Raw genomic sequence first — 25,879 nt, 5'->3', positions numbered from 1 at the left:
TCCTCTGTGGGCTTCCTCACTGTCCTCGCGCGTCAGGGCATGTACTGGCCTCCGTTCACCTCGATCACCTGCCCGGTGACATAGCCCGAGAGCTGTTCCGAGGCGAGATAGAGGAAAGCGCCCACGCATTCCTCGGGCTCTCCGATGCGGCCCATCGGAATGCTGGCGCGGAAGTTCTCCAGCATCGCGGGCGTCGAGAAGCGGTCCTGGAACGGCGTCTGGATGACGCCCGGTGCCACCGCGTTCACGCGGATGCGGTCGCCCACCAGTTCCTTCGCCAGGCCGTGCGTCGCCGTGCTCACGAAGCCCTTCGAGCCCGCATAGAGGTACGCGGCCGGCCCGCCGCCGGTGCGCGCCGCGACCGAGGTCACGTTGATGATGTTGCCGCCGCCCTGCGTGCGCATCAGCGGAACCACCTCGCGGCAGAACGCGAGCACCGAGCGCGCGTTGATGTGCATCACCTCGTCGAACAGCGCATCGTCGAACTCGGCGATGGGCACGCGCTTGACCAGGCTGCCGGCGTTGTTCACCAGCACGTCGATGCGGCCGAACTGCGCCGCAGTCTGCTTCACGCAGTCGCGGATCGCGGCCGTGTCGCGCACGTCGGCCTTCAGCGCGAAGGCCGTGCCGCCGGCCGCACGGATGGTGTCGACCACGCGGTTCGCTGCATCGGCCGAGCTGTTGTAGTGCACCGCCACACGCATGCCGCGTGCGGCGAATGCGATGGCCACGGCGGCGCCGATGCCGGTGCTGGCACCGGTGACGAGCGCGGTCTTGTCCTTGAGGTCTTCCATGTCGTCGCTCCGTGTCTGAAGGGAATGAAAAGAGTCAGGTGACCGGGGCCGGGTTGAACAGCACCAGCGCGTTGTGCAGCTTCCAGTGCTCGGCCCAGGTCTTCTTGCGGCCGCTGGCCACGTCGAGCATCAGGTGGAACATCTCCCAGCCGATGTCCTCGATGGTGGCGTCGCCATCGGCGATGCGGCCCGCGTTCACGTCCATCAGGTCGTGCCAGCGGCGCGCGAGGTCGCTGCGCGTGGCGACCTTGATCACCGGCACTTCGGCCAGCCCGTAGGGCGTGCCGCGGCCGGTGGTGAACACGTGCAGGTTGATGCCGGCCGCCAGCTGCAGCGTGCCGCAGATGAAGTCGCTGGCTGGCGTGGCGGCGTAGATCAGGCCCTTCTGCGTTGCCTTCTCGCCGGGCGCGAGCACGCCGGTGATGGGGGCCGAGCCCGACTTGACGATGGAGCCCATCGCTTTCTCGACGATGTTCGACAGCCCACCCTTCTTGTTGCCCGGCGTGGTGTTGGCGCTGCGGTCGACGCGGCCCTTCTCCAGGTAGGCGTCGTACCAGGCCATCTCGCGGATCATGGCCTCGGCCACCTCGGGCGTGGATGCGCGCGAGGTGAGCTGGTCGATGCCGTCGCGCACCTCGGTCACTTCCGAGAACATCACGGTGGCGCCGGCGCGCACCAGCAGGTCGGTGCAGAAGCCCACGGCGGGGTTGGCGGTAACGCCCGAGAAGGCGTCGCTGCCGCCGCACTGCACGCCCACCACCAGCTCGCTGGCGGGCACGGTTTCGCGCTTGCGCTTGTTGAGCCGCGCGAGGTGTTCCTCGGCCTGCCGCATGACCGAATCGATCATCGACATGAAGCCGACGTGCTCGTCGTCCTGCAGGCAGACCACGTCGAGTTCCGCGTCACCTTGCTTGCCTTCGGCTTCGCCGCGCTTGTCGACGATGGGAATGCTCCCCGGCGGCAGCAGGCGCTCGGGCTGCAGCTTCTCGCAGCCCAGGCTCACCACCATCACCTCGCCGCCGAAGTTCGGATTGAGGCTGATGTTGCGCAGCGTGCGGATCGGCACGATGGCATCGGGCGCATCGATGGCCACGCCGCAGCCGTAGGTGTGCGCCAGCGCCACCACGTCGTCGACGTTCGGGTACTTGGGCAGCAACTCGGCCTTGATGCGCTGCACCGCGAAGTCGGTCACGCCGGCCACGCACTGCACCGTCTGCGTGATGGCCAGGATGTTGCGCGAACCCACCGAGCCGTCGGCGTTGCGATAGCCCTCGAAGGTGTAGCCCTCCAGCGGCGGCAGGGCAGGGAGCTTGACCGTGGCGATGGGCAGCCCGTCGAGCTCGGGCGCGGTCGGCATGCGCATCACGCGCTCGTGCACCCAGCTGCCGCGCGGCAGCGCCTTCAGTGCGTAGCCGATCACCACGTCGTAGCGGCGGATGGCGTCGCCTTCGGCCAGGTCGACCAGCGCGACCTTGTGGCCTTGCGGCACGTTGTCCACCAGCCGAAGGCCGTCGGCGAACTCCGCGCCGGCCTTCAGCCCGCCGTCGTTCGCGACGATGGCCACGTTGTCTGCCGCGTGGATGCGGATGTAGAGCGGTGGGCGGGTGGGTTCGGACATCGTGGGCTCCTTGCTTACTTCACGACCATGAACATGCTGGGCAGCCAGGTCGAGAACGCGGGAACGAATGTGACTACTCCCAGCGCAAAGATCAATGCCCCGTAGAACGGCCAGATGGTCTTCATCACCGTGCCCACAGACACCCCGCCGATCGCGCAGCCGACGAACTGCGTCGTGCCCACCGGCGGCGTGTTCAGGCCCAGCGCGCAGTTGATCAGCATCACGATGCCGAACTGCACCGAGGTCATGCCGTAGTGCTGGGCGATGGGCAGGAAGATCGGCGTGCACAGCAGGATGGTGGCCGCCATGTCCAGGAAAGTGCCGAGCACGAACAGGATGATGTTGATCAGCAGGAAGATCACCCATGGCGTGCTGGTTACCTGCGACAGCATCTCGCCCGTGAGCTCGGCCACGCCGTACAGGCTGATGAGGTAGCCGAAGGTGCTGGAGATGCCGATCAGCAGCAGGATCACGCCCGTGGTGCGCACCGCCTTCGAGGCCGCCTTGATGAAGTGCTCCCACTTCAGCGTGCGGTACACGAAGATCGTGAGGCCCAGCGCATACAGCACGGCCACCGCCGCAGACTCGGTTGCCGTGAACACGCCCGACAGGATGCCGCCGAGGATCAGCACCACGATGAACAGGCCAGGCAGCGCTGCCGCGAACGAGCGCGCCACGATGGACCAGCCCGGGAAGCTGCCGGCCGGATAGCCGCGCTTCACCGCCACCAGGTAGGCGGCCGCGAGATTGCTGATGGTGAGCACGGCAGCCGGCAGCAGCGCCGCCAGGATCAGCGCCGCGATCGACACCTTGCCGCCTGCTGCCAGTGAATAGATGATCAGGTTGTGGCTGGTCGGCATCAGCGCGCCGACCAGTGCCGCATGGGTCGTCACGTTGACTGCGTAGTCGGCGTGATAGCCCTCCTTCTTCATCATCGGGATCATCACGGCGCCCATGGCCGAGACGTCGGCCACGGGCGAACCCGAGACGCCGCCGAACAGCGTGCAGGCCACCACGTTCGACATGCCGAGGCCGCCGCGCACGTGGCCCACGAGGTCGCGCGCCAGGTTGACGATGCGGTCCGCGATGCCGCCGTAGAGCATCAGCTCGCCGGCGAAGATGAAGAACGGAATGGCCAGGAACGAGAAGATGCCCATGCCGGAGGTCATCTGCTGGAAGCCGACCGCCAGCGGCAGGCCTTCATAGAGCAGCGTGGCCAGGGCCGACAGGCCGATGGAAAAAGCGACCGGCACGCCCAGCAGCAGGAAGAGCGTGAACGAGATGCAGAGAATGAGCAGAGGAATGGTCATGGTGGCTCAGGCCCAGGCAGGTTCGACTTCGCGGCCTTGGGCGAGCGCGATGATGTGTTCGATGGAGAACATCACGATGAGGACGCCCGACACGGCGGCGGGCACGTACTTCCAGCCCTCGGAGATCCAGAGCGTGGGCAATCTGTAGTCCCACACCGATTCGGCGAGCGAGGCGCAGTTCCAGGCCATGGCAATGCCGAACAGCAGGATCAGTGCGTGGATGAGGTATTCCATCTTCAGCCGCAGCCAGTCGGGCGCGAGCACGAGGAAGGATTCGAGTCCGATGTGGCCCGCGTCGCGCACGCCCACGGCCACGCCGAGCATGGTGACGTAGAGCACCAGCAGCAGCGCGAGGCTTTCGGCCCAGGTGGGGGTGTTGTTGAGCACGTAGCGGCCGAACACCTGCCAGCTCACGGCGCAGATCACCGCGACGAGGCCGAAGATGCCCAACCACATGCAGGCACGTGCGAGGGTGCGGCAAAGTTTGGTGTACATAGATTTTCTTTGCCCTTCCCCCGAGGGGGAAGGAGGGGAGCGGGTCGAGTCGACGAGGGCGGGCTTACTTCGTGTCCTGCACGCGCTTGACGAGGTCTTTCAGCTTCGCGTCGGTGATGAACTTGTCGTACACCGGCTTCATCGCTGCCTGGAACGGAGCCTTGTCGACTTCGATGATCTCGGCGCCGCCGGCCTTCACCGTGGCCAGCGACTTCACTTCACGCTCTTCCCACTGCTTGCGCATGTAGGGCACCGATTCCTTGGCGGCCTGGCGGATCCAGCCTTGCTCTTCGGTCGAAAGCTTGTCCCACACGCGCTTGGAGAACAGCAGCATCTCGGGCGCCATGGAGTGCTCGGTCTTGCTGTAGTACTTGGCCACTTCGAAGGCGCGCGCGCTTTCATACGTGGGGTAGTTGTTCTCGGCGGCGTCGATCAGGCCGGTCTTCAGGCCCGTGTAGACCTCGCCCATCGGCATTGGCGTGGCGTTGGCGCCCATGGCTTCGAGCATCGACACCCACAGGTCGGACTGCTGCACGCGGACCTTCAGGCCCTTCATGTCGGCGAAGGTGCGCACCGGCTTCTTGGCCGTGAACATTGAACGCGCGCCGCTGTCGTAATAGGCCAGGCCGATGAAGCCCTGCTTCTCGCACGACTTCAGGATCTCTTCGCCGATCGGGCCGTCGAGCACCTTGTGCAGATGGTCGACCGAACGGAACAGGAAGGGCATGGTCGGCACCTGCGTCTCGGCGCAGATGTTGTTCATGGGCGCGATGTTCACGCGCACCATCTGCAGCGCGCCGATCTTGGTCTGCTCGATCGTGTCTTTCTCGCTGCCGAGCGAACTGTTGTTGAACACCTTGATGCTGTGCTTGCCGCCCGACAGCGCCTTCAGGCGCTCGCTCATGAACTTCACCGCGGTCACGGTGGGGTAGTCGTCGGGGTGGATGTCGGCCGAACGGAACTCGGTGGCGTGTGCAGCCAGTGTGGTCAGCGCGGCTGCGGCGCACGCGGAAAGTGCGATCAGGGTCTTGGTGAATTTCATTTGTCTCATCCTCTGCTTGGTGGTTGTCGAAAAAGGTTCTTCAGGCGCCGAAGGCCGGTTCGGGAACACCCGCGATGCCGGTGCCGGGCCGCAGCGCGAACACGCCGCCGGCCAGCGGCTGGTCCGACAGGTCGATGCCGCCGGGGCGGATCGAGGTGACGAACAGGGTGTCGAGGGCCGGGCCGCCGAAGGCGCACATCGCGGGCTTCTTCACCGGCACTTCGAGCGAGCGGTCGAGCCGGCCGTCGGGCGTGAAGCGGTGCACCAGGCCGGCGTCGTTGCCGCAGATCCAGTAGCAGCCGTCGGTATCCATGGCGGCACCGTCGGGGCGGCCGGGCAGGGGCTTCATGTCGATGAACAGGCGGCGGTTGCTTGGCGTGCCGGTTTCCGTGTCGTAGTCGAAGACCCAGACGGCCTGCACCGTGGGGTGCGAATCAGAGAGATACATCGTGCGGCCGTCGGGGCTGAAGGCCAGGCCGTTGGGCACGATGAGGTCGTCGAGGCGCAGAGCGGCGCTCTTGTCGCCCTTGCCGTAGCTGTAGAGGCGGCCGACGCGCGCGCCCGCCGCCATGTCCAGCAGCATCGTGCCGGCCCAGAAGCGGCCCTGGCGGTCGCAGCGGCCATCGTTGAAGCGCATGGCCGGGGCTGCGTGCTCGACCGGGGCGAGCGAGGTGGCGGCCAGCGTGCCGTCGGCCTGCGGCTTCAGCGAGAACAGGCCGCTTTCCATGCCGGAGATCCATTCGCCCGGCGAATCGGCGCGCGGCGCGATGCAGGCGACCATTTCGTTCGCCGTCCACTGCGCGTGGCCTTCGCTCGCGTGCCAGCGGTTCAGCGTGCGCGCGGGAATATCGACCCAGTAGAGCGCCTGTTCGATTGCGTGCCACACCGGGCTCTCGCCGGTGCCGTTGCGTGCGTCGAGAACGAGCTCAGCGTTCATCGCCGAATGGGCCTTGGGCTGTGAAGGCGCCGCCCTGGTAGATTGCGTTCGGATCGGTCGGCGCGACAGGCGGCTGTGCCTCGACCTTGTCGCGGAACACCTCCGAGCTGTCCTGCGGCACGAAGCCCAGGTGCGCGGCCGCGCTGTTGTCCCACCACACGTCGCGGTTGTTCGACATGCCGTAGACCACGGTGTGCTTCACGTCAGGCGTGAACAGCGACTTCTCGATCAGCGAGGTCAGGTCGCGGTAGCTGAGCCAGGTGCTCATCATCCGGCGGTTGGCCGGCTCGGGAAACGAGGAGCCGATGCGGATGCTCACGGTCTCGATGCCCCAGCGGTCGAAGTAGAACTGCGCCATGTCCTCGCCGAAGGACTTCGACAGGCCGTAGTAGCCGTCGGGCCGGCGCACGGCATGCGCGTCGATGTGCTCGCTCTGCTTGTAGAAGCCGATCACATGGTTGGAGCTGGCGAACACCACGCGCTTCACACCGTGGCGGCGCGCGGCCTCGTACACGTTGAAGATGCCCTTGATGTTGGCTTCGAGGATTTCCTCGAAAGGCCGCTCGACCGAGACGCCGCCCAGGTGGACGATGGCGTCGCAGCCTTCGAGCAGCGCATGCACCGCGGCCTTGTCGGAAAGATCGCAGGGCACGACTTCCTCGCTCGCATCGGCGGCCGGAGCCAGCGAGGCGATGTCCGACAGGCGCAGCACGTTCGCATACGGCTTGAGCCGCTCGCGCAGCACCTTGCCCAGGCCGCCGGCCGCGCCGGTCAGGAGGAGGCGGTTCATCTTGTTGTCGTTCATCGTTGCCTGTCCATACACGGAAGAGTCATGGTTTCCGAGGGCCCGCCGTCACGGTGCTTTTCTGAAAGCGGCCGGTACGATGCCGACGGAGCAAGGTCGAAAGGGCGCTGCATGTCGGTGCCGTGGAGACCGGAAAGCCGCTGGCGGAATGGCCAGCGGCGCCGGGAGTTGAGTGATAAGTTATCTGTTGTCGTACAACTAGTTTGAGGATTATCATCGTGGCCATGGTTCAGACGACTGCGGGTAATCCCTTGATATCGGAAGCGGAGGCGCCGGCGGAAACGGCGTCTGCTGCTTTCGTGGGCCGTCCGCGCCAGCGCGCACGCGGCCTGGCGCATGGGCTGGTGGAAGACCTGGGCGAGAAGATCCGCAACCAGTCGCTGCGGCCCGGCGACAAGCTGCCGACCGAGTCGGCCATCATGCAGGCCTATGGCGTGAGCCGCACCGTGGTGCGCGAGGCGCTGTCGAAGCTGCAGGCCGGCGGGTTGGTCGAGACGCTGCACGGCGTGGGCACCTTCGTGCTGCAGCCGCGGGCCGGCGGGGTGTTTCGCCTCGATCCCGGCGAGATCGCCGCCTCGGTCGACGTGCTGGCCGTGCTGGAGCTGCGCATCAGCCTGGAGACCGAATCGGCCGGCCTCGCCGCCACCCGCCGCACCGACGAGCAACTGGTCGCCATGCGCCAGGCGCTCGACGACTTCGAGCACAACGTGGCAGTGGCGGGGGACACGGTGGCGCCCGACTTCCGCTTTCACCTGCAGATCGCGCAGTCGACCGGCAACCCGTATTTCGCCGACATCATGCGGCACCTGGGCACCACGCTCATTCCGCGCACGCGCATCAGCGCCATCCGAACGCACGAGGGTGGTGGCGCGCCTTACCTGAGCCGCGTCAATCGCGAGCACGAAGAAATCTACGCGGCCATCGCGCGCCGCGATCCCGAGTCGGCGCGCGCTGCCATGCGCATCCACCTGACCAACAGCCGCGAGCGGCTGCGCATGGCGCAAGAGGCCGCGCAGCAGAAGGCGAAAGCCGATGCGGCCGCCGGTACGGGTGCGGCCGCACCGGCGCCTGACGACGCTCCCTCCCGCTGAGTTTTTCTTGTCTTGCCCGCTGGACAAGTTGTTTTTCTAGTTGTACGATGACTGATAACTCGCACGGCCAGTCGTGCGCAGCCATGACGACCATCGAACAACAGGAGGCAGCATGTCCATCAACCGACGCGGCGCACTTGGCGCCGCACTGGCCACGACGCTGGCCGCCAGCCTGCCCCTGCGCGCCATTGCGCAGGGCACGCAGGGCGGCACCGGCAACTGGCCCTCGAAGCCAATCAGGATCATCGTTCCGTACCCGCCGGGCGGCTCGTCCGACATCATTGCGCGGGCCATCAGCCAGCCGCTGTCGGAGGCGCTGGGCCAGTCGGTAATCATCGACAACCGCGCGGGCGCCAACGGCAACCTCGGCGCCGACCTGCTGGCCAAGGCGCCGGCCGACGGCTACACGCTGATGCTGTGCGACCTCGGCGCGCTGGCCATCAGCCCGTCGCTGTACCCCAAGCTGCCTTTCGATCCGTCGAAGGATCTGCGCAGCGTGTCCATGCTGGCCTACTCGCCGCACCTGCTGGTGGTGCACCCCTCGGTGCAGGCCAGCACGTTGAAGGAACTGGTCGAGCTCTCGAAGAAAAGCGATCTCAACTTTGCCGTTACTGCCAGCGGCAGCACCGCGCATCTCGCGGGCATCGAACTGCAACGCAAGGTCGGCGCCAAGTGGGAATACGTGCCCTACAAGGGCGGCGTGCAGGCAGTGCTCGACACCGTGTCTGGCCAGACGCAGGTGCTGATGAACGGCATGCTCGCGACCTACCCGCAGGTGCAGGCCGGCAAGCTCAAGCTGATTGCCGTGTCCAAGGCCACGCGCATGCCGCTGATCGGCAGCGTGCCCACCATCGCGGAGCAGGGCGCGCCCGGCTACGAGTCGGGCACGTGGCAGGGCGTGGTCGCGGCGCGCGGCGTGCCCGACGCGGTGATCGCCCGGCTCAACAAGGAGCTGGTTCGCATCATCCGCACGCCCGACATCCGGGCCCGCCTCGCGGGGCAGGGCGCCGAGGTCGTGACCATGACCGCGCCCGAGCAAGACCAGTTCTTCGCCAAGGAGCGCGCGCGCTGGGCGCAAGTCATCAAGGAAGCCAACGTCAGGCTCGACTGACCGGCTGCTTCACCCCCTTTTCTTTTTTCAAATCTTCACTGGACGATTCCCGATGAACCCGCAAGAACTCAAGACCATCATGGGCTCCGGCCTGCTCTCGTTTCCGCTGACCGACTTCGACAGCAACGGCGACTTCAACCCGGCGGGCTATGCCAAGCGCCTCGAATGGCTCGCCCCCTACGGCGCGAGCGCGCTGTTCGCGGCCGGCGGCACGGGCGAGTTCTTCTCGCTCACCGGCGAGGAGTACCCCGGCATCATCAAGACCGCAGTGGACACCTGCCGCGGCGTGGTGCCGATCATTGCCGGCGCCGGTGGTCCCACGCGCTTTGCCATCCAGTGTGCGCAGGCTGCAGAGAAGGCCGGCGCGCACGGCATCCTGCTGCTGCCGCACTACCTCACCGAAGCCGGCCAGGAAGGCCTGGCCGCGCACGTCGAAGCCGTGTGCAAGAGCGTGAAGTTCGGCGTGATCGTCTACAACCGCGCCACCAGCCGCCTGAAGCCCGACACGCTGGCCGGCCTGGCCGAGCGCAACCCCAACCTCGTCGGCTTCAAGGACGGCGTGGGCGACATCGAAGCCATGGTCGCCATCTACCAGAAGATGGGCGACCGCTTCGCATACCTGGGCGGCCTGCCCACGGCCGAGGTCTATGCCGCCGCCTACAAGGCAATGGGCACGCCGGTGTATTCGTCGGCCGTCTTCAACTTCATTCCGAAGACCGCCATGGATTTCTACAAGGCCGTTGCCGCCGACGACCTGCCCACGCAGCACCACCTGCTGAAGAACTTCTTCATGCCCTACCTCGAGCTGCGCAACCGCGTGCCGGGCTATGCCGTGAGCATCGTCAAGGCCGGCGCAAAGATCGTCGGCCACGACGCAGGCCCCGTGCGCGCACCGCTCACCGACCTGAAGCCCGCGGAGATGGAACAGCTCAAGGCGCTGATCGACGCGCTCGGCCCGCAGTAAGCCTGCAGCGTCGAACACCACAAACAACAACGGAGACAAGACGCCATGTTCCTCAAGAAGTTTTTCCTGATCGCCGCTTCGGCAGCCCTGTTCTCGGCCTGCTCGATGATGCCCGCGGGCAGTGCGGCACCGGCCGCACCCGAAGTGGCTGCCGCCGCCGAACGCCTGCGCATCGCGATGGTCGACCCAACCCCTGCCGCACTCGGCGCGCTGGTGTCCGACGACCTGAGCTACGGCCACTCGGGCGGCAAGGTCGACACCAAGGCCAGCTTCATCAGCGACCTGCTCGACGGCAAGTCGGACTTCGTGTCCATCGCCATCACCGAGCAGACCGTCAAGGTGGTCGATGCCAACACCGCCATCGTGCGCCACACGCTCACGGCCGACACCAACGACTCGGGCAAGCCCGGCAAGGTGGCGCTGAAGATCCTCGGCGTCTGGCAGAAGCAGGGCGGAAGCTGGAAGCTGCTCGCCCGCCAGGCCGTGAGGATCTAGTCCGCATGAAGAAGAGACTCCTTCTTGCCGCGGCCCTCGCAGCTGCCTCGACCGCGCTGCTGCCCCTGCATGCCTCGGCGCAAGCCGATGCATGGCCGCAGCAGAAGCCGGTGACCATCATCGTTCCGTTCCCGGCCGGCGGCTCCACCGACATGGTGGCGCGCGCACTCGCACTGCAGATGCAGACCAAGCTCGGCGGCAGCTTCGTCGTCGACAACCGGCCTGGCGCCACAGGCACCATCGGCACCGGCTTCGTCAAGCGCGCGGCGCCTGATGGCTACACGCTGCTGGTGTCCTCGCTCGGCGCCTTCGTCGTCACGCCGCACCTGCAGAAGAGCGTGCCCTACGACGCGACCAAGGACTTCGACTACATCAGCGTGCCCGTGCAGGCGCCCAACGTGCTCGTCGCCAACGTCGCGCGGCCCGAGCACACGGTGGCCGACGTGCTGGCGCTGCTGCGCAAGACGCCGGGCAAGGTCTCGTTCGCGAGCTCAGGCAACGGCTCGTCCGACCATCTCTCGGCGGAACTCTTCTGGCAGCAGACCAAGACCGAAGGCGTGCACGTGCCCTACAAGGGCGGCGCGCCGGCGGTCAACGACCTGCTGGGCAACCAGGTCGACTTTTCGTTCCAGAACGTGAATGCCGTGCTGCCGCACATCCGCGCGGGCAAGCTGCGCGCCATTGCCGTTACCGGCGACAAGCGCTCACCCGTGCTGCCCGACGTGCCCACGCTGGCCGAAGCCGGCGTGAAGGGTGCGGAGGTCTATTCGTGGCAGGGCATGGCCGCACCCAAGGGACTGCCGCCTGCCGTCAAGAAAAAGCTGAGCGACGCCGCGATTGCCGCCATGCAAGACCCCGAGACAAAGAAGCGCATGCTCGACCAGGGCCTGGAGATCGTCGCCAGCACGCCCGAAGAATTCACCGCCTTCCAGTTGCGCGAATGGGCGCGATGGAAGACATTGATCGATACCCGCCACATCACCGCAGACTGAGGCACCGAGCCCGAAGATGACAAGTCCTGAATCCGTTGTTTCCAAAGTCGTGTCGGGCGCACCCGTCGTCACCGGCATGCGCGTGGTTCCCGTCGCGGGCCACGACAGCATGCTGATGAACCTCAGCGGCGCGCACGGCCCGTTCTTCACGCGCAACCTGCTGATCCTGACCGACAGCGCCGGCCACACCGGCGTGGGCGAAGTGCCCGGCGGCGAGAAGATCCGCCAGACGCTCGAAGACGCGCGCGACCTCATCGTCGGCCAGCCGATCGGCCGGCACAACGCGGTGCTCAACAGCCTGCGCAGCGCCTTTGCCGGCCGCGACAGCGGCGGCCGCGGCCAGCAGACCTTCGACCTGCGCGTGACCATTCATGCGGTGACGGCCGTCGAGGCCGCGCTGCTCGACCTGCTCGGCCAGTTCCTCGAAGTGCCTGTGGCGGCCCTGCTCGGCGAAGGCCAGCAGCGCGACGCGGTTCAGATGCTCGGCTACCTCTTCTACGTGGGCGATCGCAAGAAGACCGATCTGCCGTACGAGACCGACCCCAACGCCGACAACGACTGGTTCCGCCTGCGCCATGAAGAAGCCATGACGCCCGAAGCCATCGTGCGCCTGGCCGAGGCCACGCATGCGCGCTACGGCTTCACCGATTTCAAGCTCAAGGGCGGCGTGCTGCGCGGCGAGGAAGAAGTCGAAGCCATCCGCGCGCTGCACGAGCGCTTTCCGAAGGCGCGCGTCACGCTCGATCCGAACGGCGGCTGGCTCCTGCAGGACGCGATTCGGCTGTGCCGCGACCTGCACGGCGTGATGGCCTATGCAGAAGACCCGTGCGGCGCCGAAGGCGTGTTCTCGGGCCGCGAGGTAATGGCCGAGTTCCGCCGCGCCACCGGCCTGCCGACCGCAACCAACATGGTCGCCACCGACTGGCGCGAGATGGTGCACAGCCTCTCGCTGCAGTCGGTCGACATTCCACTGGCTGATCCGCATTTCTGGACCATGCAGGGCTCGGTGCGCGTGGCGCAGTTGTGCCAGGCCTGGGGCCTGACCTGGGGCTCGCATTCGAACAACCACTTCGACGTGTCGCTGGCGATGTTCACGCACGTGGCGGCGGCTGCGCCGGGCAAGGTCACGGCAATCGATACGCACTGGATCTGGCAGGATGGCCAGCGCTTGACGAAAGCGCCATTGCAGATCGAAGGCGGCTTCGTGAAGGTGCCGACGCGTGGTGGCCTGGGCATCGAACTCGACATGGACGAAGTCGAGAAGGCGCACCAGCTGTACCTGAAACATGGCCTCGGCGCGCGCAATGACGCACAGGCGATGCAATATCTCATTCCCAACTGGACTTTCGACAACAAGCGCCCGTGCATGGTGCGCTGAAGGAAACGACGCAATGCAGAACTTCGACAACCTCATCGCCGGCGAATGGCGTGCTGGCGCAAGCTACAGCCCCAATGTCAACCCGAGCAACCTGTCCGACGTGCTCGGCCAGTACACGCAGGGCGATGCCGCCCATGTCGACGCCGCCGTGGCAGCCGCCACCGCAGCGTTCCCGGCCTGGGCCTCGGGCAGCGTGCAGGCGCGCTCCGACGCGCTCGACAAGATCGGCAACGAGATCCTGGCGCGCAAGGAAGAGCTGGGCACGCTGCTGGCGCGCGAAGAAGGCAAGACCAAGGCCGAAGGCATTGGCGAGGCCACGCGCGCGGGCCAGATCTTCAAGTTCTTCGCGGGCGAATGCCTGCGCCTGTCGGGCGAGTTGCTGCCTTCGGTGCGCCCCAACATCGGCGTGGAAATCACGCGCGAGCCGGTTGGCGTGGTCGGCCTCATCACGCCGTGGAACTTCCCTATTGCCATTCCCGCGTGGAAGATCGCGCCTGCACTGGCCTTCGGCAATTGCGTGGTGCTCAAGCCTGCCGACCTCGTGCCGGGCAGCGCCTGGGCTCTCTCCGAAATCATCAGCCGCTCGGGCATTCCGGCCGGCGTGTTCAACCTGGTGATGGGGCGCGGCAGCGTGATCGGCGAGGCGCTGGTCAACCACCCGGGCATTCATGCGATCAGCTTCACCGGCTCGGTGGGCGTGGGCCGCAACATCGCGATCCAGTGCGTCACCAAGCACAAGAAGGTGCAGCTCGAAATGGGCGGCAAGAACCCGCAGGTGATTCTTGACGACGCCGACCTCGCGCAGGCCGTGGAACTCAGCGTACAGAGCGCGTTCTACTCGACCGGCCAGCGCTGCACCGCCTCGAGCCGCCTCATCGTCACCGAAGGCATCTATCCGAAGTTCATCGCCGCCATGAAGGAACGCATGGCGAAGATCAAGGTGGGTGACGCGCTCGCGCAAGGCACCGACGTGGGCCCGGTCTCGTCGAAGTCGCAGCTCGAGCAAGACCTGAACTACATCGAGATCGGCCAGAGCGAAGGCGCCACGCTGGCCGCCGGCGGCGAACGCCTGAAGCTGGAGACCGACGGCTACTACATGTCGCCGGCCCTCTTCAGCGAATCGGCCGCGGCCATGCGCATCAACAAGGAAGAGATCTTCGGCCCGGTGGCGAGCGTGATCCGCGTGAAGAACTACGAAGAGGCGCTGGCCACGGCGAACGACACCGAGTTCGGCCTGTCGGCCGGCATTGCCACCACCTCGCTGAAGTACGCCACGCACTTCAAGCGCCACAGCCAGGCCGGGATGGTGATGGTCAACCTGCCGACGGCCGGCGTGGACTATCACGTGCCGTTCGGCGGCCGCAAGGGCAGCAGCTACGGTCCGCGTGAGCAGGGCCGCTATGCGCAGGAGTTCTTCACGACGGTGAAAACGGCCTACACGCTGGCCTGATCGATCTTCAGGCGGGCGGCAGCGAAGACGGCGGCGCGCGACGGCGCCGCCGCATCAGGTACTCCACGAGCTCGAAGATCCCTTCGCTCAGCAGCGCCAATGCGGCTGCCGGCAGTGCGCCCGCTACGAGCAGCTCGCGGTCGTTGAGCGCCAGCCCCGTCACGATGCGCTCTCCGAAGCCGCCCGCGCCGATGAAGGCCGCGATGGTCGCCGTGCCGATGGCAATCGCGGTGGCGGTGCGCACGCCCGCCAGCAGGGTGGGCAGCGCCAGCGGTAGCAGCACCAGCTGAAGGCTCTGCGGCGGCGTCATGCCGAGCGCGGTGCCGGCGAGCCGCAGGCCGTTGGGCACTTCGGCCAGGCCCGTCACCGTGTTGCGCATGATCGGCAACAGCGAATAGAGCGTGAGCGCAATCAGCGCGGGCAGCGCGCCGATGGCGCCCAGCATCGAGATCAGCACGGCTAGCAGCGCGAGCGAGGGCACGGTCTGCAGCAGGCTCGCAAAGCCCAGCACCACAGCGCGCAACCGCACATGCGGGAACACCAGGATCGCGATCGGCACGCCGATCAGGATGGCGATGCCGACCGACAGCGCCACCAGCACCAGGTGCTGCCGCGCAAGCTTCCACAGGTCGGGCCCGAACAGCTTGGCCATGAAGCCGCGACGCGCTTCCTGCGGCTGCGCCTTCGCATCCTTGCCCGTGTTCGCCAGGAAGTCGCGCGCGATCACGTCGAAGGGCACGCTCTGCAGCTCGGCGCGCGCGTTCATCGCGATCATCGCGTGCTCGTCGACCTTGCCTTCGAGCGTCTGCAGCGCGGCCCAGGCCTTGGGCAGCCGCGTGGGCAGGTCGAGCTTGTAGAGCACCACGGCGTCGTAGCGCGGAAAGTATTTCTTGTCGTCTTCCAGCACGCGCAGGCCGAGGTGGTCGATCTTGGCGTCGGTGGTGTAGATGTCGATCACGTCGATCTGCTTGGCGGCCACGGCGTCGTAGGCCAGTCCGTGGTCGAGGCCGGTGGGCACCTGCGTGAAGCCGTAGCGGTCGGCCAGGCCCTTCCATCCGTCGGCGCGGCCGATGAATTCGTTCGACAGGCCGAGCTTGAGTTCGGGGTGCTTCGCCAGGTCGCTCAGCGTGCGCAGGCCCAGCCGCTCTGCATCGGGCGCGCGCACCGCGAGTGCGTAGCCGTCGTTGAAGCCCAGCGGAATCGCCACGCCCAGGCCCATCGGCGCGAGTGCCGCGTTCATGGCCTCGCGCGTGTTGGCCGGCGAGCCCTTGAGGATTTCGAGCGCGATGGTGCCGGTGTATTCGGCGTACATGTCGATGGCGCCCGAGCGCAGCGCCTCGTAGACGATGGCCGTGTTGCCCAGCCCCTGCCGCACGACGGGGGGCGATGCAGTGTGCGGCGCCGCCGTCTGCGCCAGCAACTCGGCCAGGATGTACGACTCGGTGAAGCGCTTGGAGCCGACGCGCAGCGTCTCGTCCGCGGCCCGAGCGGCGCCGGACGCGGCAAGCCAGGCAAGGGCGAACAACAGGGCGGCGCGCCAGAGGCTGCGGGGCAGATGCATCCGGGCCAGTGTATAGACAACGCCCCGTTCGGCGTACCCGTCAATCTCCTACACGCCGTGGTGCGCGGTGCCGATGCGGCGGGCCGCCGATCGGCCCCACAGTCGATGGCCATGAAGACCCAACCCAGGAAAGACAAGCTCCCCGGCCCCGACGTCCACGGCCTGCGCGAACTGCCGGGCGTGCAGGTCGACGGCTACAGCCTGCAGCTGCGCGACAAGGACGGCTTTGTCGGCGACCAGGCCAGCCAGACGGCCTTCCGCGAACTGCTCGAACGCTGGCGCAAGCGCCGCCGCAGGAAGGGAAAAGACCCGCTGGGCCTCTCGCATTCGCGCGACCTGAGCAAGAGGGAGCTCGACCAGGCGCTGCAGGAAAAGAAGGCGTCCGAAGCCACCGACGTGATGCATGCAGCCATCGAGGAGTTCGCGCAGGAACTGGCTTTCGTGATCCAGCGCTTCATGCGCCAGCCCTCGTGGCAGAAGGTGCAGCGAATCGTGATCGGCGGCGGCTTTCCCGAGAGCGACGCGGGCGAGCGCGCCATCCTGCAGGCCGGCGCCATCCTCGAAGAGATGGGCCTGCACGTGCAGATCGGCCGCCTCTCGCACGATGTGGACGACGGCGGCCTGATCGGCTGGGCGCATCTCGTGCCGCCCCACATGCTGAAGGGGCACGACGCGATCCTCGCGGTGGACATCGGCGGCACCAACGTGCGCTGCGGCATCGTGAAAACGCGCCACCGCAAGGCGCCCGACTTCTCGCTCGCGAAAGTGGTGCGGCGCGAGAAATGGCGCCATGCGGACGAGGACCCCAACCGCGGCGGCATGGTCGATCACATCGCCGGCATGCTCGAGGACATGGTGCTTTACAGCGAGCGCAAGAAGATCCGGCTGGCGCCCTTCATCGGCATCGGCTGCCCGGGCCTGATCCGGCAGGACGGCTCGATTGCGCGCGGTGCGCAGAATCTGCCGGGCGACTGGGAAGGCCACGCCTTCCACTTGCCGAGCCAGCTGTGGCGCCGCATGCCGATGATGGGCTCCGGCCCGACGCTGGTGCTGATGCACAACGATGCGGTGGTGCAGGGCCTGAGCGAGCTTCCCTTCATGCGCGACGTGCGGCACTGGGGCGTGCTGACCATCGGCACGGGGCTGGGCAACGCGAGCTTCACCAACCGGCCCTGAGGCCGGGCCAACGCTACAGGTCTTCGGGCCGCAGGCCTTCGATGCGCATGCTGGCGGAAGCGGTGGCGACGTTGCCTGCCGCATCGATGGCGCGCACTTCGATGTTCGCGGCGCCGGGCCTCTTCGGCGTCCACGTGCAGACGTACGGCGCGGCGTGCAGCGTGCACGCGGTCTTGCCGTCGACGACGAACTTCAGCTCGGCCACGGCCACGTTGTCGGATGCCGTGGCGGAAAGCCTTGTCGCCATGCCTGCCGCGGCGGTTGGCGGTGGGGCCAGCGCAACTGTCGGCGCCACCGTGTCGGAAGGCGCATTGACGATCACGTTGGCGGAGGCCACGGCGGAGTTGCCAGCCGCGTCGATCGCGACCACGCGGATCGTCTGCACGCCGGGTGCGGTCGGCGTCCAGCTGCAGGTGTAGGGCGGGGCGGTGAAGGTGCAGATCGGGATGCTGTCCCGGCCCAGCACCTTGACGCCCCATACGCCCGCGTTGTCCACCACGGCCGGCGCGATGGTGGTGGGTTGGCCCACCACGGCCATGGAAGGCGCGGCCAGCGAAACGGTCGGCGGCGTCGCGTCGGTGCCGCCGAGAGCCAGGTCGATGGTGAACATCGGCTGGCCCTGCACGGCCTTCTGCTCGAACGCATCGAAGATGGTGAACCAGCTCGCACCGGGGGCGCGGTTGGCGGCGCGCGCCTTGACCAGCAGCGTCGTCTTGCCGACGGCGAAGCAGCTGAAGCCGCAGTTCCAGTCGAACACGAAGCGGCCCGACGCATCGGCCACGCCGGTCACCAGCATGACCAGCGGCTTGCCGGCCCCGGGGTCGCGCCACACCGACACCTGCGCGCCGGGCAGCGCGGCGCCGGTGTCACGGTCGGTCACGCGCACCTGGGTGCCGGTGGTGGCCGCCATGAACTTCGAGCTGCCGAGCTTGGGCCAGTCGGTCCAGTCGGTGTCGATGTTGGCCTTGGTGCCGGCCGTGAAGCGGATCATCTCCAGCGTGGCGATGCGATTGGCGGCGGGGTCGCGGCGCTGCTCGAAGACGGTGCCCAGCAGCGGGTCGAGCCGCCAGTGCTGGCGCGTCCACCAGTAGCGGTCGTTGTCGTTGGCCAGGGCGAGGTCGACGATGGGCGCGACGCCGGTGGTGTCCGCCACCGCGACGCCGTTGTAGTACTCGCCCGCGCCGGCGCCGAACACATGCTCCAGCTCGTGCAGCAGGGTCTTGAGCTGGCGGCCGAGGTAGTCCTTCTCGGTGGACTCAGGCGCGCCCGGGCTGGGCGCGCGCGACAGGCGCAGCGGGTCGTGGATGGCGATCCAGTTCAGGTTCCAGGTCACGCCTTTCTGCGGAAAGGTCCAGCTGGTGGAGAGCCCGCCGTGGCTGTAGCCGCGGGTGGACTTCGATATGCACACCACCACCTCGCCGTTGACCAGGCCGTTGTAACTGCACTGCGGCGCGGTGGCGGGGGCTGCGAGCTGCAGGTCGGCGGCGGGGTCGAAGGCAAAGCTGCGCACGGTCTCGCGCGTGAACACCGTGTTGACGTCGGCCACGTACTGCGCGAGCCGGCGGGCGGCTTCGGCGGCGCCGATGTCGGTGGCCAGCTCGGGGTCGACGATGAACTTCAGGCGATGGGTGCTGGGGGCGGCCCGACCGACTTCGTCCATTGCGGCGAAGGCGGGCACCATTCCAGAAAGCGCGAACAGAGCTGGTAGCACGAACGCCAGACTCGCGAATGCACGCAGCGAGAAGAAAGCTCGCATCGGTTTTCCCCCGGGGCAGGGGCGCAGGACTCAAACGGATGACGCCTCGGTCGGCCTTTTCAGGGGCCAGGCCCAGGCGGGCTGCCCCGCGATGCAGGGGGTGCCGGAAGATCCGTTCACGCTTGCCCGATGACGAATCAGTGGGCAGGCAGGCTTGTCAATCCCGGAAACCGGTGGGTATTTTAGTCTGCATGTTCAACTTGTTTCAATTGTGTTGCATTTGTGCTTCTGACGCCACAGTGTCACCACCCAGTGCCTTGTAGACCGCCACCAGGCCCACCGAGAGACGGCTGGTGCTCTGTGCCTGGTCGCGCTGCGCCTGCAGCAAGGTGCGGCGCGCATCGAGTTCAACGCCAAAGTCGGTGAGCCCGCCTTTGTAGCGAGCCGCCGCCAGCACCAGCGCATCACGGCTGCGGCGTTCGCGCTCGGCCAGCTCGACCTGGCGTTGGCCCTCGGCGGCGTAGGCGTTGAGGGCTGAATCGATCTCGTGCCAGGCCTTGAGCACGGTCTGCTGGAAGGCCACGGCCGCTTCCTGCTGCTGCAGCTCGCGCAGTTCGATGGTGGCGCGGCGGCGGCCGTTGTCGAAGATCGGCAGGCTGATCGACGGGCCCACGTGCCACTGCCGGCTGCCCCAGTCGCCGAAGCGCTCGCTGCCCACCGATTCATAGCCGAAGCCGGCGCCCAGCGTCACGCGTGGGTAGAGGTCGGCCACGGCCACGCCGATGCGGGCTGTGGCGGCGTGCAGCTGCGCCTCGGCGGCTGCGATGTCGGGGCGGCGGCGTGCGAGCTCGGCGGGCAGGCCCAGCATGAGTGCGGGCAGCGCGGGGGCGTCTAGCGTGTCGCCAGTGGAGGTGTCGGCCAGCTCGGTGTTCAGCGCGCCGGGCGCGGCGCCGGCCAGCAGCGTGATGCGGTTCATTGCATCGGCCTCTTGCTGCAGCAGCGCGGGAATGCGTGCGCGCAGCTCGGCCACCAGCGCACGCTGGCGCACCGGGTCCAGGTCGGTGACGAGGCCGCCGTCGGCGCGCGCCTGCACCAGTTCGAGCGACTCGGTGGCCGCTGCGATGTCGGCGCGCGCGATGCGCAGTTCGCGCTGCGTGCCGCGCAGCTCAAAATAATTGCGCGCCAGTTCGGCCTGCACGCTGAGCCGGGCCTGCTGGAGCAATGCGGACGATGCGCTCGCATCGGCATCGGCCGCCTCGATGGCGCGGCGCACGCGACCCCACAGGTCGATTTCCCACGAGGCGTCGAAGCCGGCCTGATAGAGGTTGTAGGGCTCGCTGAGCGTGCGGATGAGCTGGTCGCGGTTGGAGACCGACGAGCCCAGCGCGTCGATCATCCGTGTGGCGGAGCCGCTCTCGCTCTGGCGCTGCCGGGTGACGCCGGCGCTCGCATTCAGCTGTGGACCCTGCTGGGCCGCGGTGGTGGTGCGCTGCACGCGGCTTTGCGCGAAGCGCAGGGCGGCGGTCTGCAGGTCGGGGTTGCTCGCGAGCACCATGGCTTCGAGGCGGTCCAGCACCGGATCGTTGAAGGCCTTCCAGTCGCCAGATGCGACGCCGCCAAAGGAACCTTGCCGCTCCGCGCCGAGCAGCGCGGGCGAACCGCCATGCCATGCAGACCAATCGACGGGAGCGCGGGCTTCGGCCGGCTTGTGATCGGGTCCCACGGCGCAGCCGACAAGAATGAAAGCAAGAGAGAGCGTGGCCGCGGCGGAAGAATGAGGAAATGGAAGGGGCATGACGTGCTCCCGTTATCAGACAAGACGATTGCGGAACAGCCACGCCGCCAGCGGCAGCGTGACGGCGGCGATGACAGCAAGCGGAATCAGGTTGTGCCAGACCGTGCCCAGCCCCACGCCTTCGAGGTACACGCGCTGCACCAGGTCGATGGCAAAGCGCAGCGGGTTGGCCAGCGTTGCCACCTGCAGCGCGTGCGGCATGTTGCGCACTGGCGTGGTCAGGCCCGACAGCAGCATCAGCGGCATCAGCAGCACGAAGGCATAGAGCATGGCCTGCTGCATGTTGGCCGACACAGCGGAGATCGACAGGCCGATGCCCACGCTCGCCACCGTGAAGAACAGCAGCCCTGTGTACAGCGTGACGAGCGAGCCCGCCATCGGAATGCCGAACCAGAAGAGCGCCACCAGCAGGATCAGCGACGACTGCACCAGCCCCACCAGCACAGGCGGCAGCGCCTTGCCGATCATGATTTCGAGCGGCGACATCGGCGTTACCAGCAGCTGGTCGAAGGTGCCTTGTTCGCGTTCGCGCGCCACCGACAGTGCGGTGAGCAGCAGCGTCTGCAGCATGCTGAGCGCGGCGATCATGCCGGGCAGCAGGTTCCAGCGCGTTTCGAGATTCGGGTTGAACCACGCGCGCGATTCCACGACCAGCGGCGACGGCGGTGCGCCCACGCGCGTGCGCAGCTCGGCGTTGTAGCGCTCGACCACCGCGCTCACGTAGCCGGCTGCCGAGCCCGCGGTGTTGGAGTTGCGCGCATCGAGGATCAGCTGGATGGCCGCCGTCTGCCCCGCGCTGAGCTGCTGCTCGAAGTTGGCGGGTATCTGTATGACCAGCAGTGCCTTCTCGGTGTCGATCACTTCGCGGATGTCGGCCTGCGAGCGCAGCGTGGCCACGCGGTGGAACACGCCGGTGCTGTCCAGGTGCGCAATCAACTCCGTCGACGCGCCGTTGCGGCTCTGGTCGAGCAGCGCGTAGGGCACGTTGGTGAGGTCGTAGGTCGCGCCGTAGCCGAAGACCAGGCTCTGCATGATCGCCGGTGCGATCAGGATGGCGCGCGTGGCCGGGTCCTTGAGGATGGTCAGCAGCTCCTTGCGACAGAGGTTGGCGACGCGCAGGAAGAAATCGATGAGGGCGTTCATGGCCGGGGCTTTCAGTCGAGGCTCTTGCGCGTCACCGCACGCGCCACCAGCAGCAGGCCCACCGCGTACGCCATCAGGATCGCGCAGTTGCGCCAGATCAGCGGCCAGACGTCGCCCGCGAGAAACAGCGTCTTGATGAGGTCCATGAAGTAGGTGGCCGGCAGCAGGTGGCCGATCACCCACACGGCGGTGGGTACGTTGCGCAGGTCGAACAGGAAGCCCGACAGCATCATCGAGGGCATGAAGGTCGCAATCAGCGCCACCTGGCTCGCGAGAAACTGGTTGCGCGTGACCGACGAGATCACCAGGCCCAGGCTCACCGCCACGATCAGGTACAGCATCGAGCTGAACACCACCACGACCAGCGAGCCGTACATGGGCACCGCGAACAGGTAGCGCGCCGAGAGCAGGCACAGCGCAAGGCCCAGCATGCCGACCGCGAAGTACGGAATGATCTTGGCCAGCAGAATCTCGACCGGCCGCACGGGCGTGACGAACAGCGCCTCCAGCGTGCCGCGTTCCCACTCGCGCGCCATCACCAGTGCTGTGAGAAAGGCGCCGACCAGCGTCATGATGAGCACGATGAGTCCCGGCACCAGATACCAGGTGCTGGTGTTCGCGGCGTTGAACCACATGCGCTGCTCCACCGTGACGCTGCCGACGAGCGGGGCGTCGGCGCCGGAGGCGTTGCCGCTCCTGTCCATCCGCCGGATTGCCGATTGCGCGAGGGCGCCTGTCACGTACGCCTGGATGATGCTCGCGCGCCCTGCGTCCGAACCGTGCACGATGAGCTGCACGCGCGCATTGCCGGCAGCCAGCGCGCGCGAGAAATCGGAAGGCACGCGCACGATGCCGTCGACCTTGCGTTCGCGCATCAGCTCTTCGGCGTCGTGCATCGAGCCCAGCAGCACCGGCGCGATGGTGGGCGAGAGCTGCAGCCCGGCGATGGCTTCGTGCGCGGTTGGCGAGGCGTCTTCCATCACCACCGCGACGGGTGCGTTCTTCACGTCGAGCGACATGCCGTAGCCGAAGATCAGGATCAGCACCATCGGCAGCAGGATGCCGATGGCCAGGTTGCTGCGGTCGCGCAGCAGCTGGCGGAATTCCTTGCGCGTGAGGGAGATCAGGCGGGACCGGAAGCCGCTCATGCCGTCACCTCTGTCTTTGTTTCTTGCCGTGCCTTCTCGACGATGCCGATGAAGGCCTGTTCCATGTCGATGCGCCTGCCGCTGTCTTCCTCACCGCCCAGCGCCTGCGCGCGCACTTCCTGCGGCGTGCCGATGGCCAGCACCCTGCCCGCGTCCTGGATCACGATGCGGTCGCAGTACTCCGCCTCTTCCATGAAGTGCGTGGTGATGACGACTGTGGTGCCGCCTTCGGCCAGCGCCGTGATGCGCCGCCAGAACTCGCGGCGCGCGAGCGGGTCGGCACCGCTGGTGGGCTCGTCGAGGAACAGGATCTCGGGCTCGTGCAGCAGGCCCGTGGCCATGGCCAGGCGCTGCTTGTAGCCGCCGGGCAACTGACCGCTGGGTACGTCGAGTGAGTGGGCCAGGTCGAACTGGCGCAGCACCGTGTCCATGCGATCGCGCAGCTTCGCGCCGCGCAGGCCGTAGGCGCCGCCGAAGAACGAGAGGTTCTCGCGCACTGTGAGGTTGCCGTAGAGCGCGAATTTCTGCGAGACATAGCCGATGCGCTGGCGCGCCTGCGCGCGGGCATGCCGCAGATCGACGCCGGCCACGCGCAGCTGGCCGCCGCTGGCGGGCAGGAGGCCGCAGAGCATGCGGAAGGTGGTGGTCTTGCCCGCACCGTTGGGGCCGAGCAGGCCGAAGATCTCGCCGCGCCGCACCGAGAAGCTGGTGCTGGCCACGGCCACGAAGTCGCCGAAGCGGCGTACGAGGTCCTTGACTTCGATGACCACTTCGCCGGGTTGGCCTGTGCTCGGTTGCGAAGTGGCCATGCTGGTGGCCGGGGTGGCGTCGGCATTGGGCGATGGCTGCGCACGCAGCAGCGTCATGAAGCCGTCTTCGAGGCGCGGCGCGACCGGCTCGGTGCGCGCGCCTTCGAGCAATGCATCGAGCCGCGCATCGTCTGTCTCGCTGCGGCGGATGAAGCGCACCTCGCCACCTTGCGGCACCGCATCGATGATCTCCAGCCGCGCGTCGAGCAGGCGGGCCTGCAGCAACCGTGGCGGCTCGCCGTCGGGCGGTGTCGCGATGAAGCAGAGGCCGTGTGCCCGGTCGCGCAGTTCGCTGGGCGCACCCTGCGCCAGCAGCTTGCCGCCATGCAGCACGAATACATGGCTGCAGCGCTCGGCCTCGTCGAGGTAGGCGGTGCTGACGATGACCGAGAGCTTTTCGTCGTCTACCAGCTGCTGCACGATCTGCCACAGCTCGCGGCGCGAGAGCGGGTCCACGCCCACGGTCGGCTCGTCGAGCAGCAGCAGGTCGGGCGAGCGCACCAGCGTGCAGGCCAGGCCCAGCTTCTGCTTCATGCCGCCCGAGAGCTTGCCGGCCGGGCGATCGGTGAAGCGGCCCAGGTCGGTCATTTCCATCAGCCGTGCATAGCGTTCGCGCCGCTTGTCGCGGGGCACGCCGTGCAGGTCGGCGTAGAGGTCGAGGTTCTCCTGCACGCTCAGGTCGTCGTAGAGGCCGAAGCGCTGCGGCATGTAGCTGATGCGATCCTGCACGGCCTGCGGATCGGCCGATACGTCGATGCCGAGCACGCGCAGCTCGCCCGCGTCGGCGCGCATCAGGCCGGCCATAAGGCGCAGCAGCGTGGTCTTGCCGGCGCCGTCGGGGCCGACCAGGGCGGTGAGCGTGCCGGCGGGCACTTCGAGCGATACGTCGTCGAGCGCGAGCACGGGTTCTTTCGACGCTTTCAGCAGGAAGCGCTTGTGCAGCGAGCGTCCGGCCACGGCCGGCCCGGTGATTGGCATCAGGGGTTGCCGGTGGCGGGCGACAGTTGGAGCCGCACGGTGGCCGGCATGCCGAGCCGCAGCCGGTCTTGCGGGTCATCGACCATCACGCGAATCTCGTAGACGAGGCTGCTGCGCAGTTCCTCCGTCTGCACGGTCTTGGGCGTGAACTCGGCCACCGACGAGATGTAGCCGACCTTGCCGGCGATCGCTTCGCCGGGCTGGCTGTCGGTGCTCACGCGGGCGTCCTGCCCGGCGCGCACGCGGCCAAGGTCGGGCTCGGCCACATAGGCGCGCACCCACTTGGGATCGGTGATGGCGAGCGTGAAGGCCGGGCGCTGCGGCGAGGCCATGTCGCCGGGCTCCAGCAGGCGGGCGCGCACGACGGCGTCGATGGGCGCCTTGAGCTCGGCCTCGGTGAGCTGGTGGTTCATGAGCGCGAGCTCGGCACGGGCCGATTCGAGCTGGGCCGTCGCCTGGCCGATGTCTTCCTTGCGCGGGCCGGTGATGACCAGCTGCTGCGCCTTGCGGGCGTTGTCGAGCTGCGCCAGCGCCACCTTGCGCCTGGCCTGTGCGCTGTCGAGGTCCTGCTGGCTCACGGCGCGGCCGGCCGTGCTGGCGCCGATGGCCTGCAGGCGCGCGAGCTGCTGCTGTGCCAGATCGGCATCGGCCTGCGCGCCGGCCACCTGGGCCTTGGCCTGTGCCACTTCTTCGGGGCGGCTGCCGGTCTTCAGGCGCAGCAGGGCCTGTTCCTGCACGCCGATGCGCGCCTGCGACTGCGCGACGCGCAGCACCAGCGAGCGGGTGTCGAGCCGTCCAAGCACCTGCCCGGCGCGCACGCGGTCGCCCTCGCGCACCGTCAGTTCGGCCACGCGATCGTTGGCGTTGAAGGCCAGCGAGACCTGGCGCAGGTCGACGTTGCCGTACAGCACGAGCTGGTCGGAGGGCGTGGCCGAGCGGTGCGTGTACCACCAGCCGCCCACCGCCGCGACGATGGCCACGGCGGCGATGGCAATGAGGGGCTTCTTGTTCATGGCGTGTGTGTCCTGACGAGGCTGCTGCCTGGAAGTCGGTGTGATGTTATCAAATTGAAATTTGAATTTGAAGTATTC

Annotated in this window: 22 protein-coding genes; 8 read left to right on the top strand and 14 right to left on the bottom strand. The window is 67.5% G+C overall.

Going from position 1 to position 25,879, the window contains the following annotated elements; all coding sequences use genetic code 11:
• Positions 1-32 precede the first annotated feature (32 nt).
• From BLV60_RS05930 to BLV60_RS05900, 7 genes are all read right to left on the bottom strand, one after another.
• The gene (locus BLV60_RS05930) at positions 33-794 is read right to left on the bottom strand and encodes an SDR family NAD(P)-dependent oxidoreductase (RefSeq protein WP_093051385.1); all 762 of its coding nucleotides are present in this window, start codon (positions 792-794) and stop codon (positions 33-35) included.
• A 34-nt stretch (positions 795-828) separates the two neighbouring features.
• Positions 829-2,412 carry a galactarate dehydratase gene (gene garD / locus BLV60_RS05925; protein WP_093051382.1) on the bottom strand — a complete coding sequence of 528 codons (1,584 nt, stop codon included), beginning with the start codon at positions 2,410-2,412 and terminating at the stop codon, positions 829-831.
• A 14-nt stretch (positions 2,413-2,426) separates the two neighbouring features.
• On the bottom strand, positions 2,427-3,722 hold the full coding sequence (locus BLV60_RS05920; RefSeq protein ID WP_093051379.1) for a TRAP transporter large permease: 1,296 nt from the start codon (positions 3,720-3,722) through the stop codon (positions 2,427-2,429).
• Between the two features lie 6 nt (positions 3,723-3,728).
• Positions 3,729-4,217, bottom strand: a complete 489-nt coding sequence (locus tag BLV60_RS05915; RefSeq protein WP_093051376.1) for a TRAP transporter small permease — start codon at positions 4,215-4,217, stop codon at positions 3,729-3,731.
• Between the two features lie 64 nt (positions 4,218-4,281).
• A complete protein-coding gene (locus BLV60_RS05910) occupies positions 4,282-5,259 on the bottom strand; it encodes a TRAP transporter substrate-binding protein (RefSeq protein ID WP_093051373.1) in 978 nt (325 codons plus the stop codon).
• Positions 5,260-5,299: 40 nt separating this feature from the next.
• Complete coding sequence (locus BLV60_RS05905; RefSeq protein WP_093051370.1) at positions 5,300-6,196, bottom strand: SMP-30/gluconolactonase/LRE family protein; 897 nt, start codon at positions 6,194-6,196, stop codon at positions 5,300-5,302.
• On the bottom strand, positions 6,186-7,001 hold the full coding sequence (locus BLV60_RS05900) for an NAD-dependent epimerase/dehydratase family protein (RefSeq protein ID WP_093051367.1): 816 nt from the start codon (positions 6,999-7,001) through the stop codon (positions 6,186-6,188). The genes BLV60_RS05905 and BLV60_RS05900 overlap by 11 nt, the downstream gene beginning before the upstream one ends.
• A gap of 224 nt (positions 7,002-7,225) precedes the next feature.
• Between BLV60_RS05900 and BLV60_RS05895 the strand changes: the two genes are divergently transcribed.
• The 7 genes from BLV60_RS05895 to BLV60_RS05865 all read left to right on the top strand — a co-directional run bounded on the left by BLV60_RS05895 (position 7,226) and on the right by BLV60_RS05865 (position 14,482).
• The gene (locus BLV60_RS05895) at positions 7,226-8,092 is read left to right on the top strand and encodes a FadR/GntR family transcriptional regulator (RefSeq protein ID WP_093051364.1); all 867 of its coding nucleotides are present in this window, start codon (positions 7,226-7,228) and stop codon (positions 8,090-8,092) included.
• Between the two features lie 112 nt (positions 8,093-8,204).
• Entirely contained in the window at positions 8,205-9,203 is a 999-nt protein-coding gene (locus BLV60_RS05890; protein ID WP_093051361.1) for a Bug family tripartite tricarboxylate transporter substrate binding protein, read from the top strand.
• A gap of 52 nt (positions 9,204-9,255) precedes the next feature.
• Entirely contained in the window at positions 9,256-10,167 is a 912-nt protein-coding gene (gene kdgD, locus BLV60_RS05885; protein WP_093051358.1) for a 5-dehydro-4-deoxyglucarate dehydratase, read from the top strand.
• Between the two features lie 45 nt (positions 10,168-10,212).
• A complete protein-coding gene (locus tag BLV60_RS05880; RefSeq protein WP_093051355.1) occupies positions 10,213-10,662 on the top strand; it encodes a nuclear transport factor 2 family protein in 450 nt (149 codons plus the stop codon).
• A 5-nt stretch (positions 10,663-10,667) separates the two neighbouring features.
• Positions 10,668-11,654: a Bug family tripartite tricarboxylate transporter substrate binding protein gene (locus BLV60_RS05875; protein WP_093051351.1), complete on the top strand. Its 987-nt coding sequence runs from the start codon at positions 10,668-10,670 to the stop codon at positions 11,652-11,654.
• A 16-nt stretch (positions 11,655-11,670) separates the two neighbouring features.
• The gene (gene gudD / locus BLV60_RS05870; RefSeq protein WP_093051348.1) at positions 11,671-13,032 is read left to right on the top strand and encodes a glucarate dehydratase; all 1,362 of its coding nucleotides are present in this window, start codon (positions 11,671-11,673) and stop codon (positions 13,030-13,032) included.
• Positions 13,033-13,045: 13 nt separating this feature from the next.
• Complete coding sequence (locus BLV60_RS05865) at positions 13,046-14,482, top strand: aldehyde dehydrogenase family protein (RefSeq protein WP_093051345.1); 1,437 nt, start codon at positions 13,046-13,048, stop codon at positions 14,480-14,482.
• 7 nt (positions 14,483-14,489) lie between these two features.
• Here BLV60_RS05865 and BLV60_RS05860 read toward each other — a convergent pair whose 3' ends face one another.
• Positions 14,490-16,043 carry an ABC transporter permease/substrate-binding protein gene (locus BLV60_RS05860; RefSeq protein WP_093051342.1) on the bottom strand — a complete coding sequence of 518 codons (1,554 nt, stop codon included), beginning with the start codon at positions 16,041-16,043 and terminating at the stop codon, positions 14,490-14,492.
• Between the two features lie 105 nt (positions 16,044-16,148).
• Here BLV60_RS05860 and BLV60_RS05855 point away from each other — a divergent pair, with 105 nt between their 5' ends.
• Positions 16,149-17,219, top strand: coding sequence for an ROK family protein (locus BLV60_RS05855; protein WP_371127349.1), 1,071 nt, complete (start codon positions 16,149-16,151; stop codon positions 17,217-17,219).
• Positions 17,220-17,232: 13 nt separating this feature from the next.
• Here the strand turns inward: BLV60_RS05855 and BLV60_RS05850 are convergent, their stop codons facing one another.
• The 6 genes from BLV60_RS05850 to BLV60_RS05825 form a co-directional block, all read right to left on the bottom strand.
• On the bottom strand, positions 17,233-18,879 hold the full coding sequence (locus BLV60_RS05850; protein ID WP_256328873.1) for an Ig-like domain-containing protein: 1,647 nt from the start codon (positions 18,877-18,879) through the stop codon (positions 17,233-17,235).
• A 301-nt stretch (positions 18,880-19,180) separates the two neighbouring features.
• Positions 19,181-20,710: an efflux transporter outer membrane subunit gene (locus BLV60_RS05845; RefSeq protein WP_093051336.1), complete on the bottom strand. Its 1,530-nt coding sequence runs from the start codon at positions 20,708-20,710 to the stop codon at positions 19,181-19,183.
• Between the two features lie 15 nt (positions 20,711-20,725).
• Complete coding sequence (locus tag BLV60_RS05840) at positions 20,726-21,853, bottom strand: ABC transporter permease (protein WP_093051333.1); 1,128 nt, start codon at positions 21,851-21,853, stop codon at positions 20,726-20,728.
• An 11-nt stretch (positions 21,854-21,864) separates the two neighbouring features.
• Positions 21,865-23,001: an ABC transporter permease gene (locus tag BLV60_RS05835; RefSeq protein ID WP_093051330.1), complete on the bottom strand. Its 1,137-nt coding sequence runs from the start codon at positions 22,999-23,001 to the stop codon at positions 21,865-21,867.
• Positions 22,998-24,788, bottom strand: a complete 1,791-nt coding sequence (locus BLV60_RS05830) for an ATP-binding cassette domain-containing protein (protein WP_093051327.1) — start codon at positions 24,786-24,788, stop codon at positions 22,998-23,000. Before BLV60_RS05830 ends, BLV60_RS05835 begins: the two co-directional genes overlap by 4 nt.
• Positions 24,788-25,801: an HlyD family secretion protein gene (locus BLV60_RS05825; RefSeq protein WP_093051324.1), complete on the bottom strand. Its 1,014-nt coding sequence runs from the start codon at positions 25,799-25,801 to the stop codon at positions 24,788-24,790. The genes BLV60_RS05830 and BLV60_RS05825 overlap by 1 nt, the downstream gene beginning before the upstream one ends.
• Positions 25,802-25,879 lie beyond the last annotated feature (78 nt).

This window comes from Variovorax sp. YR634, from assembly GCF_900106655.1.
Classification (GTDB): Bacteria; Pseudomonadota; Gammaproteobacteria; order Burkholderiales; family Burkholderiaceae_C; genus Variovorax.
The sequence above is the reverse complement of the archived record's forward strand: the minus strand, read 5'-3'. Positions and strand labels throughout refer to the sequence as shown.